This is a genomic window from Devosia sp. (assembly GCF_028290625.1).
GTDB lineage: Bacteria > Pseudomonadota > Alphaproteobacteria > Rhizobiales > Devosiaceae > Devosia.
Map to the genome: position 1 here is coordinate 25,851 of NZ_JAQGJM010000035.1, position 15,625 is coordinate 41,475.

Below are 15,625 nucleotides of genomic sequence, written 5' to 3' on the forward strand. Positions count from 1 at the left end.
GCGGCGGCCCAAACAACCCGGTGGGATGGAGCGAGATTGATCCCACCGGCGAACGCGCCCAGGCTCTGTTCCCCGAGAACGCGCAGGCGCTCGAAACAGACATGGGGCGCCCGCATCATGTCTACATTGCAGACATCGACTATCCCGCTGGCCCTCTCACCTTCGCAATGTGGGTCGGACCGGGCGTCTGCGGCATGGCCAATTGCGGCCTCAAAATATTCGACGATAGCGGCCTTCACTTGGGCGGTGCAGAGGTCTGCGACAGGCCCGACGCTGTCAAGATTGATCTTGCCGGGCAATTCGTCCGCTTGTGCTCGGACAGGGCTCAGGCGGTCGCTGATTTGTTTTGGAACTATTCCCCGCCCACAGCGACGAACACTGCAGGGCAGTGGCAATCCAGGGAAATTCAATACCTCTACAACAACGGCTCGCGCATGGCCGTGTCACCCGACGAGGGCACGATCCGGTACGACCGGGTTCGTGATGGGCTGCGGGGATTGATCGCGGACGGAACTGTATTGTTCCGGGGCGAGCCCTGGCAACCTGGCGGAGCCTTCCGGGGCGTGGCCTACACCTTCAGGAAAGGCTGCGATCCAGCATCGTATCAGGTCGTTGCAGGGTACGAGGGATTCGCTGAACTCCTGACGCTGCGGGGCGAAGCGCCAGTGCGTGTCGAGGGCGGGTGTGAGATCTCTCGGTATACGGTCGATAGCGGCAATGCGATCCTTACGTTTGATCCCACCTTCGACTAACCATCCCGCCAAGGATTGAAATTCCTGTCCTTGGCGATGTCTGGAAATATCTCCAGCGCTGGTATGCTGCTACGGCCTGGTCTCTCCGACGTTGAGGGTATGCGCTCGCCGTAGCCGTAACCATCAGACGGCCTTGGTCGGGCCTGTGCTGGAAGAATAGCGATCCGATCCTTGGTCCGCTTCATGCGGTCCTGCGGACCCCCTATCGCTGTCCACTGCCACTATCACACGGCCCTGGTCGGGCCTACATTGAGAGGGGGATTCAGGAACGGGCGAAACTGGGACCTCGGTTATACCACCATAGACCGCGACGAACCGGAAACATATTGATTTCGTTGGACTATTTTTTTCTAGCGGCTTTCATGGCTTTCGATACATGAGCTATCGAAACTCCCTCAATCGCCGCGATGTCGGCGAGAGTATTGCCCTTGGAATGAAGTAGCAGGGCACGGCGGCCCAAGGACAGCCGCTCGGCCTGCACCTTCGCTCGGGGTGTAGCTCCACGACGGTGACGGGACTCCCGGGTCCTGATAGTCTTGAGTTCCCGACGGCGGTCCGGATCAACGAGAACACGAAGCTGCGCCTCGCGCATCTCGTCTGCGGTGACCTCCAAGCGACCAACGATTGTAGTCGCCTTAAACCTGTACCGGGGATCCGCTGGTTGACCGCCGGGCCCGGGCCACTGCTCGCCGGCGGCGGCGGCTTTCGCGCGGCGCAGAACGGCACTCATGCGCGACCTTGCTTCCGTATCCCTCCAGCCGCCCAGCTCGATCGCCAGGGACGCGATCTCTCTTGCCACTACATCTGGAGGTGCGGTGTGAGCCATGGCGCACGCGGCCAGGAAAAGCCATTCATCACGCGCTCCCGAAGGCAGCACGCCGCCGGCATGCCGATATCGGCGCAGTCGATGCAGATCGGTCAGGACTGCCTCGTAATAGGTCGCCGACGTGAGGTAGGTAGCAGGACGCGGCAACGCGGTAGCATCAAGTTCCGCCCGCCGTCGCGCGCGCTCGGCCTGTAACGAACGAAGCTCGGCGCGGCGAAGCGGTAGAATCTCGTCAGCTAGATCATCGAAATCATAGGCGTCTTGGCGCAGCCGTTCTGGATCGCCCCGGACGTAGACGGGACGAACAATCTCGTTTCGCCAATCCTTGGCCCTGGCGTTCTTGGAGCCAATAATCCGAAAGACTCTTGCAGCATCCAGCGCCTTCCGGTCGGCGCCAAAGTCCGCCAGGGCCTCCGCCAGGTGCGATTGTACCGCGTTCCAGCGCGGCAACGCCTGAGCGGGAAGCCAGCTATGGAGCCAAACCAGGCACAACCCATTTCCGGTGGACACCGCATACGACGGTGCCGGCATATTCCGCTCATCGAGGACCCGCATGGCGGACCAAAAGACCGCCTCGGGCGCGCTGTCCTCCCATCTGACCCTCTTGCGGTAATCGACATCCACGAACGCGGCACCGATGTTCTTCACGCTGCTGATGCGACGGCGGTGGCCCCAAAACGAATTCATGGAGACATAAACGTCGGCCTCACCTGGCTCGACCGCGGACCCCGCTGCCGCCGCATGATCAACGCTCCAGCTTGATTCCTGCCATGGCCGGTCGGCCCAGGATACCCGTCGCGCGACGACAAAATTGCCGACAGAATGGTGGTCGTCAGGGTAGTGCAACGCGGCGATTTGGTGCCGCGCCGTGAACGCACCGACAGCCCGACCATCGTTGACTTTTGCCGTACAATCCAGCACGATTGTTCATCCCTACGAAACACCCCCGCGAGGCCTGCAAGCCTGTGACCGGGGGTGTGATCGTTAATGAACGTCTATTTCTCCTGTGAAATCAAATGGATGGCCTGCGATTGACGATTTTGGCAAGCCGTGAAACGCGCCCGGATAGGGGCTACGCGCGCGTGGACTCTCCAAATACGGCATTGGGGGGCCAACTGCGTTTTCGCGCGCGGGTGAAGTCCCAGGCGCCTCATGACCTCATCGAGGATGGGGGGTGCCCCTAAAATAAATTCGGGGCCATCTGGGCCCCGAAACTACGCGTCTAGATATAGTGTATCATCCAGCTTCCGCATACAATTTCGCGACGCGGACGTAGCCCCATGTGATGTTTGACACCTGGGCCGCGATCTGAAGAAATGCTTCCAGTTCAGCTGGATCGGCAGGCTCAGGCATTGTCACCATGACGACCTCGGCCATGGCCTCTGACGGACTGCACCGCACAAAGCTACGCTCGGCAAAGAGCCATTCGGCGGCGGCGGGCGCCGTGTCACCCTCGTAAACAAGGCAAATATCATCGCTGTCCTCGTCAAGGACAACCGGGCGACCGTCCAAGTAGCGAACTACCAGGGCCGTCAGGTCCTTGCAGCCGTCTTCTACTGTTCTTTCATCCATTCTCTCGCTACCTCTCCAGTTGCGACGCCATCAAAAATCCCATCGAGCCAGGTCGAAAGCCCTCGGACGGGCATACCTTCCTCGTAGTACATGCACCACATCTCGAAGCATCTTGCCCGACGCTCGACCATAGAGTCTGCATACGCCGAACCCCACGAGAGTGGAACCAGACTTCGATCAATCTCGTCAATTATTATTTTCTCTAAAATCTTCTCAACTTGGTGCCAAGCCTCATGATACGCCGTTGAAATCAAATTCATGCTGTAGCTGTGCAAGGATAGAGCAACTATATCTTCGTCATTAAAGGATATTCCGCCAGCCCTTGCATAATCCTTTCCACTTTCCTTGTGGCGGATAACTTCCCGGCAAGGATAGCCGTCGGGAATAAACTCGAAAACCAGGTTGGGGACCGCGTAAACGGCGGCCCAGGGTGTGATGCGATGGACGATCTGGGCGGCATGGTCGAGCACGGACCAAACGTCCGCCGGAACCGGTCCAGGTAAACCGAAAGTGCGTCCGCCCTCGCCGATGGGCAGCGGTGTGAGGATAGTCTCAACTATGCCGCCAGGTCGAAAAATCCGGCCCTGATCGGTCATAAGCGTGGGATTCGGGATGAATGCTGGATAACGCACGGCGCGCTCCGAAAACGAGAGGGGGAAGGCGGGTCAAGAGGGGTGGAGCGGACCGCAGCGTAGCGAGGACACGGCCCTCTTGACGCGCATGCAGCCTTAGACCGTCCCGCTCCCCCGGCCCAATCCATTGGGCCGGGGATGCCAACCCGGCGAGGGGCTCTTTCTTACCGGCGCAACCTGGCGGCGGGTTCGTGATCGCGGTCTTGAACCTCAACATATGCGGCGCGGATCGCGTCTTCACGGGACAGGCCCTCTGCCTGCGCCAAGGTGCGAGCGCGGGCGTAGATCGCCAGCTTCGCATTGAGCACCTCCTCTTCCTTGCGAAGGCGGTCGCGGTCGGCCTCGGTGCGGGCCTCTTTGGCCCACCGAGCGAGCAACACATCCAGGTTCGCTTGAGCGCGTGCAGCGTTGCGCGCCAAGGCCTCGTCAACACCATCCTGAGGTGCCGGCGGCGCCTTAGGTTCCACTTCGGCGGAACTGCCGCCGGCCATGGGCGGCACAGGGCCGGCGGAGGATGGGGCCATGCCATCATCGGGCCGCAACGCCCGCGCCGCCCCGCTCCCAGTCGACTCGCGCTCGGCCTCCCAGCGGGCGAGCAACGCGGCAGAGGGCTGGAACTCGGCCAGATTGACATTGTGGCGCTGGCAGCAGAGCCACACGCGCTCGCGATCCCCGTCGGTCCACGTGCCGAACAAGCGCAAATTGCCGTCCCAGACGTCCATGGACTTACCAACCAGCGCGAAAATGGCTTCGTCGGACACTGGACCATGGATCGTGACGCGCTCGCCGACATCAAAAAGACGCGTGTCCCCGAGCCCGATCCAGACGCCATCGTCGACCACCCCATCGACGTCATAGCCGCGTTCGCGCCAGCCGTCTGCAATCTGCTCCAGCCGGTCATTGGACAGAACCGGCGTGGCGCGGCGGGGCGCGCCAGGAGCGGCGGCGATTGCCGTCGGCTCCAGGTGCTCGACCCGCCAGGGGTTCGACTCGTCCGCCGCATAGTGGTGTGCGATCTCGCGATTGGTACGACCACCGCCCCACGTGCGGACGGTGCCGCCGTTCGGGTCGATCTCGATCCAGCCGCCGTCGGTGCACATGACGCGGTGCGCACCGCCCGGTTTGGCTGCGGGGCGGATCATGTGGACGCGCCGGCCGAAGTCTTGCGCGAGCCCGGCAGCCAGGCCGAGCTTGAGCAAAAGCTCGGTCTTGAAGGCGATTTTTTTGGCGTCTGAAGCGTCGGTCATAAGGATTCTCCTGATTATCCTTGCCGCTGCGATCCGGAAGCGGATCCGCTGCGCGAGGGTGGTGGCGTGAGTTGCTAAAGCTCGACCGGCTCGGGCGAGTGCCGCTCGGGCAGCGACAGCGCGGATTCGATCTGCGAGAGCCGACCGAGTATCGCTTCGAGAAGGGTCACGATGACGCGAATCGGATCCTCGCCCGTGCCCTCCTCCTCCAAGAGCTGGAGTAGCGGGTGCAAGGCCAGCACGTCTCCGTGCGTGCTCTCCAACTCCGTCATGAACGGGTGCGACTGGATCGAGGCTTTCGCGGTTTCGGTCATTTTTTGCGATCTCCTGAAGTCGGCGAATGCGGCTTGCGGGTGGCAGGCGAAGCCCGGCCAGCGCGTCACGGACGGCGGCGGCGCGCGGGGACTCGACCCCTGCGGCACGGCACGCGGCCCGTAGCTCGCGCGCCAGCGAGTGTGCGGTGCCAGTGCGGTCGACGATGACTGGGGTCTTGTCTCCCTGCGCCAAGGCAAGGCCGGCGTCCGCCAGGGCTCGACGGAAAGCGTGGGGGGAGGCGGGCGGCCAGGCGGAAGCAAGCACGGCGCGCAGATCGACCGCCGGAATTTCCGTGCGCTCCTGAACGTGCCGGCGGCCAGGCGAAAGCGCCGCAACTTGGACGGCGCAGTCCAGGTCGTAGCGTTCACGCATCCAGGCAGTGACGGCCTCGTTGCCGTCCTTGAGCAGGGCCCGGTAGACGGACATAGGTCGGGGGACTGGAGGCGGCGGGAGTCCAAGCTCGCACGCGGTGAGAACGGCGCACTTTTCTCGGCGCCTGTAAGAGTTGCGCAGGTCGACAACGCGGCCGTCGGGCCGTACAAGACTATAGAAGACATGTGCGTGGGTGCGGCCAGCTTTGGTGTGCAGAACACCGCCGCGGTCCTGATCCTCGAGTCCGAATTCGCCTTCCAAGTGTCGCAGGAAGACGCCGATGACCTCGGGTCGGTCGTGACCGATGGCCGGGTCAACGTGCAAGTGCCAAACGGGGCGGGCAGTGCGACCGTGGGCGGCACCTGCCACGAGTTGGCGCAACTGCCCTGCCAGGTCATAGGCCGGTAGGTGGCGAGCTGCGACCAGTTGGACGCGCTGGCCGGCTTCGCGGGAGAGCAAATGCCGCACGAGCGCCTGCCCGCCGCGTCCTCGGGTCTCGCCGGAGAGCACGGTTCGTCCCTCATTGCTTCTCGACCAGGAGCGAGTCGAGATACGAGGCGTTGGCGTAGATGTCCGTCAAAACACCAACATCCTCGGGCGAGTTGGGCTCCAGGCATCCGAGAGCCGCCAGCATGTGGCGCTGGGCCCACTGGCCCGGGCTCACGCCGGCCGCAGCGGCAGCGCGCTCGATTAGCTTGGTCTGACCCTCCGTCATGCGGATGCTGACGCACAGACGCGATGGCAGCTTGAAAATGTCAGCGTCGGTCATTTCAGCCTCTCAATGATCGTGGTCAGCGCGATCGACTGCGCACGCAGGTCCGCGAGAATGCGCTCCGCGAGATCGTGAAAGCCGGTGTGGCCAGCCAAGCGCAGCGCCTGGCAAAGCTGCACCGTGGCACCAGTCGCGCGGCGGACGTCTCCTGAAAGAACGGCCACGGAGGCGACGTCGGCGGGCGGAACGCCGCGCCGATCCGGGCGCTCGGGCGGCCGGCCAAGGGCGACAAAGGCGGCGTTGCGGAGCCAACCGGCACGCGAAAACTGGCCGCGCCGTTCGTCGATCGCGTCACGCTCGGCAGCAGCGAACTTGACGTTGATCTGCTCCGGCCTCTGCCGGCTCTTGCTTATGCTCATGCTCGACGGCTCCGACGACGAAAGGTGGGGGTTCACGGGGGAGGGCTTGCCCTCCTCCTGACCAGTTGGGGCGGGTACCGCCCCATGCCTGGCTAACCCCCTGCGATCACACCAGGATCGGGTCCCTGCGCGCATAAGTCAAGTTTACCGAACAATCTTTTATCGTCGTTCGATACATGTTGACGAGCTTCATGCAAATCCGTCTCGGTGGGCGCTGGGCCAAGGGGCGTGTTCACAAGTTCGTGAAGCCCTCGCCGGGCGGCATGCCCTCCGAACATGGTCGGAGGGCAGGCGACAGGGTCATTTCGGTATTGGCGGCATCAAGCGGGCCGAGCCTCGCCCAAGGGCTGCGGCCGCACCAACCCACTTGACCCCGCCAGCACCTCGCAGCCGCCGAGGTGCCTCCGGCCGTCCGGAAAGCAGAAAAGCCCCTGGCTCGCTAGGAACCAAGGGCTTTTGCAATTCAGAGAACCCGCCCACAAACGGAGGCGGTATTAATGCTGGCCATCAGGCGAACCGCAGGTGTTACTGCTGGACGAACCGCTGGGTTTACCCGCCCACCCGGCACGAGGTCTGGTCAGGGCGGGGAAAATGCTAGCGCGCTTTTGACGAGAACCACAGTTCACACCGTTTTTTCTCTAAGCCGCCTGCACGGCGGGTAGTCGCGCTCGCACAGTGAAAATGGTGTCGATTCCGGTTCTCGTCAAGCCTGTGAGATCGATACAACTTTATCTTTTTAGGTCAGCGTTTCGCCGGTGGTGAGGAAGACATTGAAATGTCCGTCGGGCTCGATATCGATAGTGTCGATCACCCGGCGAAGCTCTTGAGCCGCCGCTGCTCGGGCGCGCCGGCGTTCCTCGTCGTCCTCCGAATAGACCTTGGCGAATATTTCATCCAGAATGTCCCTGGTGGGGCGCGTAGTCGCCAAGGTTTTTCGAAGCTCAGTCTGAAGATGCTCGAGTCGAATGGATGCCTGGGTGACTTCCGCGTCAAGGGACTGCACCCTGGCGCCAACCGTGGCAGCGCCACCGCTGGCTGCGACTAGCTCGACCAGATTTCCAAGTTCGGCTTCAAGCGCCGCGCGCCTTGCAGTCTCCGAAGCGATCTGGCCACGGAGTCCCCCGGCCTCGGTGTCATCCTTGGCCGCTAAGGCCTGCAGATGGTCGTCCCCAACCATCTGCAATACCCTGCCTTCGAGCTCATAGTAGGGGTGATAGGCGCGATGATCACAGCCTGCGCTGGCATGGGCAGCGCCACATGTCAGCTTCGGGCCGCGCGATCTTTGACCTTTGTCGATGAAGACCATGCTGCCGCTGCAGGTCCCACATTTGACCAGTCCTGACAGGATATTCCGGTAGTTGCTAGACACGCGTCCCCTACCGGCCCCACGGGCTTTGGAGGCCGCCGCGGCGGCATAGTAGTTGGCCTCGGGCACTACGGCCGGATAGTAACCCGGGATAGGAGTAACCATTGACGTGCCGTCACCGCCCGCGAGTTTGGACAGGGGCTGAAACTGACCGAATGTGGCAGGGTTTCCAAGAATTTTCTGAATGTAGGAATCGTGCCAGCGGACCCCCTGCTTCTTGCCTGTCCCCCAAGTTTCGATACCCGCCGCATTGAGCCTCTTGGCGATGCTCCGTCTGCCCAGGCCGGCGATGGTGTCAGCGAATATGCCCCTGACAATCTCAGCCCTTTCCGGGACGATCTCATACCGCCCGGCGCGTGGACCGCCGACAAGAACAAGCCAGGCCGGACAAATCGCAGTCATCGCCTGCCCATCCTCAAACGCGCGCCGGCGCTTCTCCTCCCAGGCTTTGCCCACTCGCTGCCCTTTTATCCGGGATTCTTCGTGAGCCCGAGCCATGATCGTGATGCTGATGATCAACGCACCCAAATCGTCTCGAAGGCGCTCCTGCGAATACTCCTGCGCGTCCGATAATGTGACGACGGTGATCCCTGCTCGAACCAGATCGAAGAGCCGGGCTGCCGCATCGATCACCGCCTCACGGGACAGCCGATCTAGGCTTTCAACGATTAGATACGAGCCCCGCTCGATCTCGCCCCGCTCTACCAAATCAAGGAATTCGCGCAATGCGCCAATCTGGGCATGGCCACCCTTATATGCGGAACGTCCCAAATCGCGGAGGCTATCGTCAAGGACGATACCCCGCGCGGCGCACCACTCTCGGGCACCGTCAAGCTGGCGTCGGAGGCTATCTCCCTTGGACTGCTCCGGCGTGGAAAATCGAATGTAGCTGTATGCCTTGACCATAATCCGCATTTGCCTGTTTGGTGTCCATTAGTCAACACAACATAAGCATGTTGTGACCACCGGCCGCCGCGACTTCGAGCGCACGGCGGGCAACCTGCTGGCCGCGCACTTCGCTGAGATCGGGCAGGGCGGTGTTGGGGAGGTAGCGCTTGGGCTGCGGCCGCGTCGCCAGTTGATGGCCGGTCAGGTGATTGACCAAAGCCAAAAGGCTATCGGCAGCGACGATATCGATGTCCTCCCCAGCCCAGGCGGCCTCAGGACCCGAGGCGGTGGCGCACATGATGCCGAGGCCCCGGCCATGGGCGGCGATGGCGGCGGGCAGGATGCCCTGCACATGAGCCAAGCGACCATCGAGCCCGAGTTCGCCCAGCGCCAGAAAGCCGTCGAGTGCATCGCGGGGAATGGCGCCGATTTCGGCCATCAGGGCCAGCGCGATGGGCAGGTCGTAATGGCTGCCTTCTTTGGGCAGGTCGGCCGGCGCCAGGTTGACGGTGATACGCTTGGGCGGCAGGCCCAGCCCCGAGGCGACCAGAGCCGCGCGGACCCGCTCGCTGGATTCCTTGACCGCTTTGTCGGGCAGCCCGACCATCAGAAATTTCGGCAGGCCGGGCGCGATCTGCACCTGCACGTCGACCGGCACCGCCTCGATGCCCAGAAATGCCACCGTCGCGACCCGCGCCACCATGTCTACGCCCCCACGCTGGCGCGACGCTAACAGAGGACATTCACCAGAACAAGAACATTTAGCGAACATGGACCGGACCGTTAACCATTGGCTCAAGGCGGAATGGTGAACGCAAGCTTTCTTTAACGGGGCCATGTTGAATCGAAAGTTCAGGTGTATTGCGTCATGAGTGTTCCCCTAGATGATCGCCGACTGGTCCAAAGTTTCGCCCTCGGCGATGTTCAAGAGCGCGGCAATGGCGGCGCTCATGGTCGCAGTGGCGGCCTGTGCCAGCGGGGGCGGGCTTTATGGCGCGGTTCCGGGCGATAACCGCCCGCATGCCGGGGTCGACCGGGCGCGGGCCATGCCGATCCAGGGCATCGACATCGCGCGCTACCAGTCTAATCCGGACCTGCACACCACCTACGCCTCGGGCATCCACTTCGTGTTCATGAAGGCAACCGAGGGCAAGGACTATATCGACCCCAATTTCTACGCGAACTGGGCGCGCGCCAAGAACGCCGGCATGCCACGGGGCGCCTACCATTTCATGACCTGGTGTTCGCTGGCCTCCGAGCAGGCGGCCTGGTTCATCGCCAATGTGCCCAACGATCCCGATGCGCTGCCGCCGGTGCTGGACCTGGAATGGAACAACCATTCGAGCTGCAAGAACAAGCCAAGCCGCGTCGACGCGCTGGAGAAAATCCGGGTGATGCTGGCGGCGATGGAGGCTCATACGGGCAAGCTGCCGATCATCTATACCGACATGACGTTCCACCGCGACGTGCTGGAGGGCGAGTATTTCCCCAACGCGTTCTGGCTGCGCTCAACCGCCGCCGAGCCGCATGAGCGCTATCGTGGCCGCCCCTGGACGTTCTGGCAGTGGACACAGACCGGCGTGGTGCGCGGCATTCGTGAAGAGGTCGACCGCAATGCGTTTTATGGCGACCAGAACGACTGGATCAATTTCCTGTTGACCGGGTGCGATCCGCGCGCCGTGGCGGCGCTGGGGCCGGGGGGACGTTGCCGCATCCAGAAATGAGATGGTCTTGTCACTATTGAGCCAAGAGCATAGATTTTGCTGGTGATTTGAAGGGCATACCCGCCCGCAGCGAGGAGACGACACATGGCCAAGGGTCAAATGAAGAGCAACAAGGAAACCAAGAAGCCAAAAAAGGAAAAGGTTGCCACCACCACCAATGCCACTGGGCTCGGCTCCGGCAGCGCCGGCACCGTCAAGAAGAAGTAAGTTTTGGCACTGCGATATTTTGCAAGCGGTCGGCCTGGCGCCGGCCGTTTTTTATGCAGCAAACATCGCAAGATTATCGATAATGCCGTTGCGCTGACGTCGCTCTTGTCGCAAAGGAGAGGCCGACGCGGCCTGCCTCTGGCGCCCGCATTGCCCCGGGAGATTTGCCATGAACCAGATTGTCGCCATTATCCTTGTCATTATCGTCGTGCTGGTCGTCGGCGCGTTGTGGTACTTCCTGCGGCGGCCTTCGGGGTCCCGGATGGCACCGGTCTATGGCGCCAATCCGGCATTTCCAAAGGCCGTGCCGCAAGGCAGCATGCCGACGCTGAAAATGCCCACCGCCAAGGGCTGGGAGCCAGGCCAGAAGCCCGCGACGGCGCCGGGCCTGAAGGTGAGCGTATTCGCCGCCAAACTGCGCCATCCGCGCTGGATTTATGTGTTGCCCAATGGCGACGTGCTGATCGCCGAAGCCGCGACGCAGGCCGGCAAGATCCGCAGCATCACCGATTTCGTCGCCACCCGCACCATGCGGCGGGCCGGCGCGCTGCAGGAGAGCGCTAACCAGATCACCCTGCTGCGCGACGCCGATGGCGATGGCGTACCGGAACTGCGCGAAGTGTTCCTGAGTGGACTGAACCAGCCCTTCGGCATGGTGCTGGTCGGGGAGACGCTCTATGTGGGCAATACCGATAGCGTGGTGGCTTTCCCCTATGTGAGCGGGCAGACCAAGATTACCGCGCCGGGCCGCACGCTGATGGACATGAAGCCGGCCGGCCACTGGACGCGCAACCTGCATGCCAGCGTCGACGGCACCAAGATTTACGTGGGCGTCGGCTCGCTCAGTAATATCGGCGAGAGCGGCATGGCGGTGGAAGAAGGCCGCGCCGCGATCCACGAGCTGGACCTGACGACCGGCAAGAGCCGCATCTTCGCTGGGGGCCTGCGCAATGCCGTGGGCATGGCTTGGGAGCCGACCACCGGTGAGCTCTGGACCGTGGTCAACGAGCGCGACGGGCTGGGCGACGAAACCCCGCCGGATTACCTGACTTCGGTCAAGGATGGCGGCTTTTACGGCTGGCCCTATGCCTATTGGGGCACGGTGGACGACCGGGTGCCGCAGGACGCCGCTTTGGCGGCCAAATCCATCGTGCCCGACTATGCGCTGGGTGGGCATACAGCTTCGCTCGGCCTGTGCTGGGTGCCCGAGGGCACGCTGCCGGGCATTCCGGCCGGCATGGCGATCGGCCAGCATGGCTCGTGGAACCGCAGCACGCTGAGCGGCTACAAGATGGTGCTGGTGCCGTTCGAAAATGGCAAGCCCAAGGGCACGCCGATCGAGCTGCTAACCGGGTTCCTCGCGCCTGACGAAAAGACCTCCTATGGGCGGCCGGTCGGGGTGGCGTTGGCCAAGGATGGCGCCGTGCTGATGGCCGACGATGTGGGCCACATCATCTGGCGGCTGACGGGCGCTTAACCCAACAGCCCGCTGGAGCGGATGCCGTCGAAGACGAACTGGACGGCAAGCGCGGCCAGCAAGATGCCGACGACGCGGGAGACCACGGAGAGGCCCGTGACGCCGAGCAGGCGCTGGATGGGGATGGCGATCAAAAGCGTCAGCCAAGCCAGCGCCAGAATGACCACGATAGCGACCAGCACCGACCAATATTCGAACTGATTGTTGGTGCTGGTGGTCAACAGGATCACGGCGCTGATGGCGCCGGGACCGGCCAGCAGCGGCATGGCGAGGGGAAACACCGAAATATCGTGGCGCTGCCGGGCTTCCACATCTTCCTCGGTGGTGGTGCTGGTGGCGCCTGAGTGGCGGGCGAACACCATGTCGATGGCGATCAGCAGCAGGAGCACGCCGCCTGCAGTGCGCAGGGCCGGGATGGTGATGCCGAACACTTCCAGGATCGGATTGCCCAGCACTGCGAAGAACAGCAGGATGATGCCCGCGATGACCACGCCACGTGTCGCGAAATTGAAGCGCTGGCTGGGCGTGTGGTCCTTGGTGAGGGCCGCGAAAATGAAGGCAATGTCGGCCACCCCGACGGTCGCGAACAGCGTGGCGAAGGCAACAAGAAATGTATTGGTCGGCATGGCGGTTCCCCCGGCTCTGGCCTAGCCATAGCCGGTCGGAGGCGAAATGCCCACAGGGGCTGGAAGCCCCTCACCCTGACTATTCTGCTGAACGCAGAATAGTCTGTCCCTCTCCCACAAGGGGCGAGGGTGACGACTGCGATCTCTCAGCTCTTTCCCTTCTCCCCTTGTGGGAGAAGGTGCCCGAAGGGCCGATGAGGGGCCGCTCCGTCTCTGAGGGGAAGAAACAGGCGTCAGCGCCGCTTTTCGATGGCGTCCCAGATCATCACGGCAATGTCCGGCCCGCCGAAGCGCTTGATTTCGCGGATGCCGGTGGGGGAGGTGACGTTGATTTCGGTGAGGTAGTCGCCGATGACATCGATGCCGACGAAGATCATGTCGCGCTCCCTCAGCGCCGGGGCGATGGCGGCGCAGATTTCCAGATCGCGCTTGGTCAATTCGGATAGTTCGGGGCGGCCGCCGACATGCATGTTGGAGCGCGCTTCGCCATCGGCGGGGACGCGATTGAGCCCCATGATCGGTTCGCCATCGATGATGATGATGCGCTTGTCGCCCTTGCGCACATCCGGCAGGTACTTTTGGATCATGAAGGGTTCGCGATAGTTCTGCTCGAACAGTTCGAGCAGGGAAGCGAGATTGTGGTCGCCCTCCTGCAGGAAGAACACGCCGGCGCCGCCATTGCCGTAGAGCGGCTTGACGATGATGTTGCCATGCTCCTTGCGGAAGGCGTGGATCAATTCACGATCGCGCGTCACCAGAGTGGGTGGCATCAGCTCGGGAAAATCGGTGACGAGGATTTTTTCGGGCGCGTTGCGGACGGCGGCGGGCGGATTGACCACCAGGGTCTTGGGGTGGATCTTGTCCAGCAGGTGGGTCAGCGTGATGTAGTTCATGTCGAAGGGCGGGTCCTGGCGCATCAGCACCACGTCCTGGGTCGACAGATCGATACGGGCCGCCTCGCCGAGGGTGAAGTGCTCGCCCTTGGGCTTGTCGGCCACGGTGATGGGGGCGGCGAGCGCCGAGACCATGTTGCCGCGCAGGGCCAGCGTGTCCGGGGTGTAGTGCAGCAGCTGGTGGCCGCGCGCTTGCGCCTCGAGCATCATGGCGAAGGTGGAATCGCCGCGTGGGTTGATGGTGGCGACATGGTCCATCTGGACGGCGACTTTGAGCATTTTGGGTCCTTAAGAGGCGTCGAAAGCGTTGATGACATGGCGCGGCCAGGAGCGGGGCGCAAGGAAAATCACGTCGAACCGGAAGGGTGTTTCGGCTTGGGCGGGATGCTTGGCAAGCCAGTACTGCGCGGCGCGGGAAATGCGCGATGTGTTGACGGCTTCGAGCGCCTCGGCATAGCCGGCACTGGAGGCGCGGGCCTTGACCTCGATGAAGACGGTGGTGCCGAAGCGCTGGGCGATCAAGTCGATCTCGCCGACGGGGGTTTTGTAGCGGCTGGCAATAATGCGGTAGAATTGCAGGCGCAGGAACCAGGCGGCCAAAGCTTCCCCACGATGGCCGCCGAGGTGGGCGGCAATGCGCTTGTCACTCTTGGGCTTTGAGCGCGAGGGCGGCATCGTAGACCTCCTTGCGCTTAAGGCCGTATTGGGCGGTAATGGCATCGACGGCAGCGCGGAGTGGCTGGTCGGCTAGCGCCTCGACCAACGAAGCATTCCAATCGGCGGCGTCGGGGACGGCGGCCTCTGGCGAACCGCCGACGACTATGACGGCTTCGCCTTTGGTTTCGGTATCGGAAAATTCGGCGGCGAGAGCCGCGAGCGTGCCGCGATGGACGCGCTCGAAACGCTTGGTGAGTTCGAGCGCGACAGCAGCGGGACGAGCCGGACCGAAAGCGAGGGCCATGGCGGCGAGAGTGTCGTCGAGGCGGCGTGGCGACTCGTAAAAGACCAGTGTTTCACGTGAATCTGCCAATGCCTTGAGGGCGTTGGAGCGCGCACCCGCCTTGGGCGGCAAAAAGCCGTGGAAGGCGAAGGCGTCGGTGGGTAGGCCGGCAACGACCAGCGCGGACAGCAGGGCCGAGGCGCCGGGAATGGCGAAAACCGGCAGATTGGCTTCCGCCAAAGCGCGGATCAATGGAAAGCCGGGATCAGACAGCAATGGCGTGCCGGCGTCGGAAATCAGCGCAAAGGTCTGGCCGGCGGCGATGCGGGCGACGATGTCGTCGGCCTTTGCGCGCTCATTGTGTTCGTGCAGGGCGATGCGGCGGCCCTTGATGCCGTAGTGATCGAGCAGGCGGGCGGACATGCGAGTGTCCTCGCACAGCACTGCGTCGACGGCGGCGAGGGTTTCGAGCGCACGGATAGTGATATCGCGCAGATTGCCAATCGGGGTGGCAACGACATAGAGACCGGGCGCCAGCGGCGGGGCCACAAAGGTCTGGCCGGCAATGAAATAGTTCGTCGCCTTGGGCTGCTGCTCGTCCACGCGTCATCCTTCCGCTGTCTCGATGCTGTTTTAGAGAGCGGGGGCGGCAAAGTA

General features: G+C 62.9%; 17 protein-coding genes and 1 pseudogene. 5 read left to right on the forward strand and 13 right to left on the reverse strand.

Annotated elements, in window-relative coordinates; genetic code table 11:
• Positions 1-20 precede the first annotated feature (20 nt).
• Positions 21-752 (forward strand): hypothetical protein, encoded by a 732-nt coding sequence (locus JWR51_RS19345; RefSeq protein WP_299751372.1) that lies wholly within the window; start codon positions 21-23, stop codon positions 750-752.
• 340 nt (positions 753-1,092) lie between these two features.
• Here the strand turns inward: JWR51_RS19345 and JWR51_RS19350 are convergent, their stop codons facing one another.
• The 5 genes from JWR51_RS19350 to JWR51_RS19370 form a co-directional block, all read right to left on the reverse strand.
• Positions 1,093-2,499, reverse strand: a complete 1,407-nt coding sequence (locus JWR51_RS19350) for a hypothetical protein (protein WP_299751375.1) — start codon at positions 2,497-2,499, stop codon at positions 1,093-1,095.
• A gap of 315 nt (positions 2,500-2,814) precedes the next feature.
• The gene (locus JWR51_RS19355; RefSeq protein ID WP_299751378.1) at positions 2,815-3,150 is read right to left on the reverse strand and encodes a hypothetical protein; all 336 of its coding nucleotides are present in this window, start codon (positions 3,148-3,150) and stop codon (positions 2,815-2,817) included.
• Entirely contained in the window at positions 3,132-3,782 is a 651-nt protein-coding gene (locus JWR51_RS19360; protein WP_299751381.1) for a hypothetical protein, read from the reverse strand. Before JWR51_RS19360 ends, JWR51_RS19355 begins: the two co-directional genes overlap by 19 nt.
• Positions 3,783-3,946: 164 nt before the next feature.
• The gene (locus JWR51_RS19365) at positions 3,947-5,029 is read right to left on the reverse strand and encodes a hypothetical protein (protein ID WP_299751384.1); all 1,083 of its coding nucleotides are present in this window, start codon (positions 5,027-5,029) and stop codon (positions 3,947-3,949) included.
• Positions 5,030-5,103: 74 nt separating this feature from the next.
• Positions 5,104-5,343: a hypothetical protein gene (locus JWR51_RS19370; protein ID WP_299751387.1), complete on the reverse strand. Its 240-nt coding sequence runs from the start codon at positions 5,341-5,343 to the stop codon at positions 5,104-5,106.
• A gap of 139 nt (positions 5,344-5,482) precedes the next feature.
• Between JWR51_RS19370 and JWR51_RS19375 the strand changes: the two genes are divergently transcribed.
• The gene (locus JWR51_RS19375) at positions 5,483-6,124 is read left to right on the forward strand and encodes a hypothetical protein (protein ID WP_299751390.1); all 642 of its coding nucleotides are present in this window, start codon (positions 5,483-5,485) and stop codon (positions 6,122-6,124) included.
• A gap of 112 nt (positions 6,125-6,236) precedes the next feature.
• On the opposite strand, the gene JWR51_RS19380 is transcribed toward JWR51_RS19375, so the two are convergent.
• The 4 genes and pseudogenes from JWR51_RS19380 to JWR51_RS19395 all read right to left on the reverse strand — a co-directional run.
• The gene (locus JWR51_RS19380; RefSeq protein WP_299751393.1) at positions 6,237-6,485 is read right to left on the reverse strand and encodes a hypothetical protein; all 249 of its coding nucleotides are present in this window, start codon (positions 6,483-6,485) and stop codon (positions 6,237-6,239) included.
• Positions 6,482-6,847: a hypothetical protein gene (locus JWR51_RS19385; protein ID WP_299751396.1), complete on the reverse strand. Its 366-nt coding sequence runs from the start codon at positions 6,845-6,847 to the stop codon at positions 6,482-6,484. Before JWR51_RS19385 ends, JWR51_RS19380 begins: the two co-directional genes overlap by 4 nt.
• Before the next feature lie 736 nt (positions 6,848-7,583).
• Complete coding sequence (locus JWR51_RS19390; RefSeq protein ID WP_299751399.1) at positions 7,584-9,128, reverse strand: recombinase family protein; 1,545 nt, start codon at positions 9,126-9,128, stop codon at positions 7,584-7,586.
• 31 nt (positions 9,129-9,159) lie between these two features.
• Positions 9,160-9,804 (reverse strand): annotated as a pseudogene (locus JWR51_RS19395) (magnesium chelatase domain-containing protein); the annotation flags it as partial.
• A 181-nt stretch (positions 9,805-9,985) separates the two neighbouring features.
• On the opposite strand from JWR51_RS19395, the gene JWR51_RS19400 reads away from it, so the two are divergent.
• The 3 genes from JWR51_RS19400 to JWR51_RS19410 all read left to right on the forward strand — a co-directional run bounded on the left by JWR51_RS19400 (position 9,986) and on the right by JWR51_RS19410 (position 12,509).
• Complete coding sequence (locus tag JWR51_RS19400) at positions 9,986-10,825, forward strand: GH25 family lysozyme (RefSeq protein ID WP_299751405.1); 840 nt, start codon at positions 9,986-9,988, stop codon at positions 10,823-10,825.
• 84 nt (positions 10,826-10,909) lie between these two features.
• A complete protein-coding gene (locus JWR51_RS19405; RefSeq protein WP_299751408.1) occupies positions 10,910-11,032 on the forward strand; it encodes a hypothetical protein in 123 nt (40 codons plus the stop codon).
• 169 nt (positions 11,033-11,201) lie between these two features.
• Positions 11,202-12,509, forward strand: a complete 1,308-nt coding sequence (locus tag JWR51_RS19410) for a sorbosone dehydrogenase family protein (protein WP_299751411.1) — start codon at positions 11,202-11,204, stop codon at positions 12,507-12,509.
• On the opposite strand, the gene JWR51_RS19415 is transcribed toward JWR51_RS19410, so the two are convergent.
• The 4 genes from JWR51_RS19415 to rsmI form a co-directional block, all read right to left on the reverse strand.
• The gene (locus tag JWR51_RS19415; RefSeq protein WP_299751414.1) at positions 12,506-13,135 is read right to left on the reverse strand and encodes a MarC family protein; all 630 of its coding nucleotides are present in this window, start codon (positions 13,133-13,135) and stop codon (positions 12,506-12,508) included. The genes JWR51_RS19410 and JWR51_RS19415 overlap by 4 nt on opposite strands.
• Positions 13,136-13,368: 233 nt before the next feature.
• On the reverse strand, positions 13,369-14,307 hold the full coding sequence (gshB, locus tag JWR51_RS19420) for a glutathione synthase (protein ID WP_299751417.1): 939 nt from the start codon (positions 14,305-14,307) through the stop codon (positions 13,369-13,371).
• 9 nt (positions 14,308-14,316) lie between these two features.
• The gene (locus JWR51_RS19425) at positions 14,317-14,703 is read right to left on the reverse strand and encodes a YraN family protein (RefSeq protein ID WP_299751422.1); all 387 of its coding nucleotides are present in this window, start codon (positions 14,701-14,703) and stop codon (positions 14,317-14,319) included.
• Positions 14,672-15,571, reverse strand: a complete 900-nt coding sequence (rsmI, locus tag JWR51_RS19430) for a 16S rRNA (cytidine(1402)-2'-O)-methyltransferase (RefSeq protein ID WP_299751425.1) — start codon at positions 15,569-15,571, stop codon at positions 14,672-14,674. The genes JWR51_RS19425 and rsmI overlap by 32 nt, the downstream gene beginning before the upstream one ends.
• Positions 15,572-15,625: the final 54 nt, after the last annotated feature.

Coding starts and splice junctions, on each gene's coding strand:
- JWR51_RS19385 (WP_299751396.1), bottom strand. CDS start 6,847: ATGAGCATAAGCAAGAGCCGGCAGAGGCCGGAGCAGATCAACGTCAAG.
- JWR51_RS19425 (WP_299751422.1), bottom strand. CDS start 14,703: ATGCCGCCCTCGCGCTCAAAGCCCAAGAGTGACAAGCGCATTGCCGCC.
- JWR51_RS19355 (WP_299751378.1), bottom strand. CDS start 3,150: ATGGATGAAAGAACAGTAGAAGACGGCTGCAAGGACCTGACGGCCCTG.
- JWR51_RS19410 (WP_299751411.1), top strand. CDS start 11,202: ATGAACCAGATTGTCGCCATTATCCTTGTCATTATCGTCGTGCTGGTC.
- JWR51_RS19365 (WP_299751384.1), bottom strand. CDS start 5,029: ATGACCGACGCTTCAGACGCCAAAAAAATCGCCTTCAAGACCGAGCTT.
- JWR51_RS19370 (WP_299751387.1), bottom strand. CDS start 5,343: ATGACCGAAACCGCGAAAGCCTCGATCCAGTCGCACCCGTTCATGACG.
- JWR51_RS19405 (WP_299751408.1), top strand. CDS start 10,910: ATGGCCAAGGGTCAAATGAAGAGCAACAAGGAAACCAAGAAGCCAAAA.
- gshB (WP_299751417.1), bottom strand. CDS start 14,307: ATGCTCAAAGTCGCCGTCCAGATGGACCATGTCGCCACCATCAACCCA.
- JWR51_RS19400 (WP_299751405.1), top strand. CDS start 9,986: ATGATCGCCGACTGGTCCAAAGTTTCGCCCTCGGCGATGTTCAAGAGC.
- JWR51_RS19390 (WP_299751399.1), bottom strand. CDS start 9,128: ATGCGGATTATGGTCAAGGCATACAGCTACATTCGATTTTCCACGCCG.
- JWR51_RS19380 (WP_299751393.1), bottom strand. CDS start 6,485: ATGACCGACGCTGACATTTTCAAGCTGCCATCGCGTCTGTGCGTCAGC.
- JWR51_RS19415 (WP_299751414.1), bottom strand. CDS start 13,135: ATGCCGACCAATACATTTCTTGTTGCCTTCGCCACGCTGTTCGCGACC.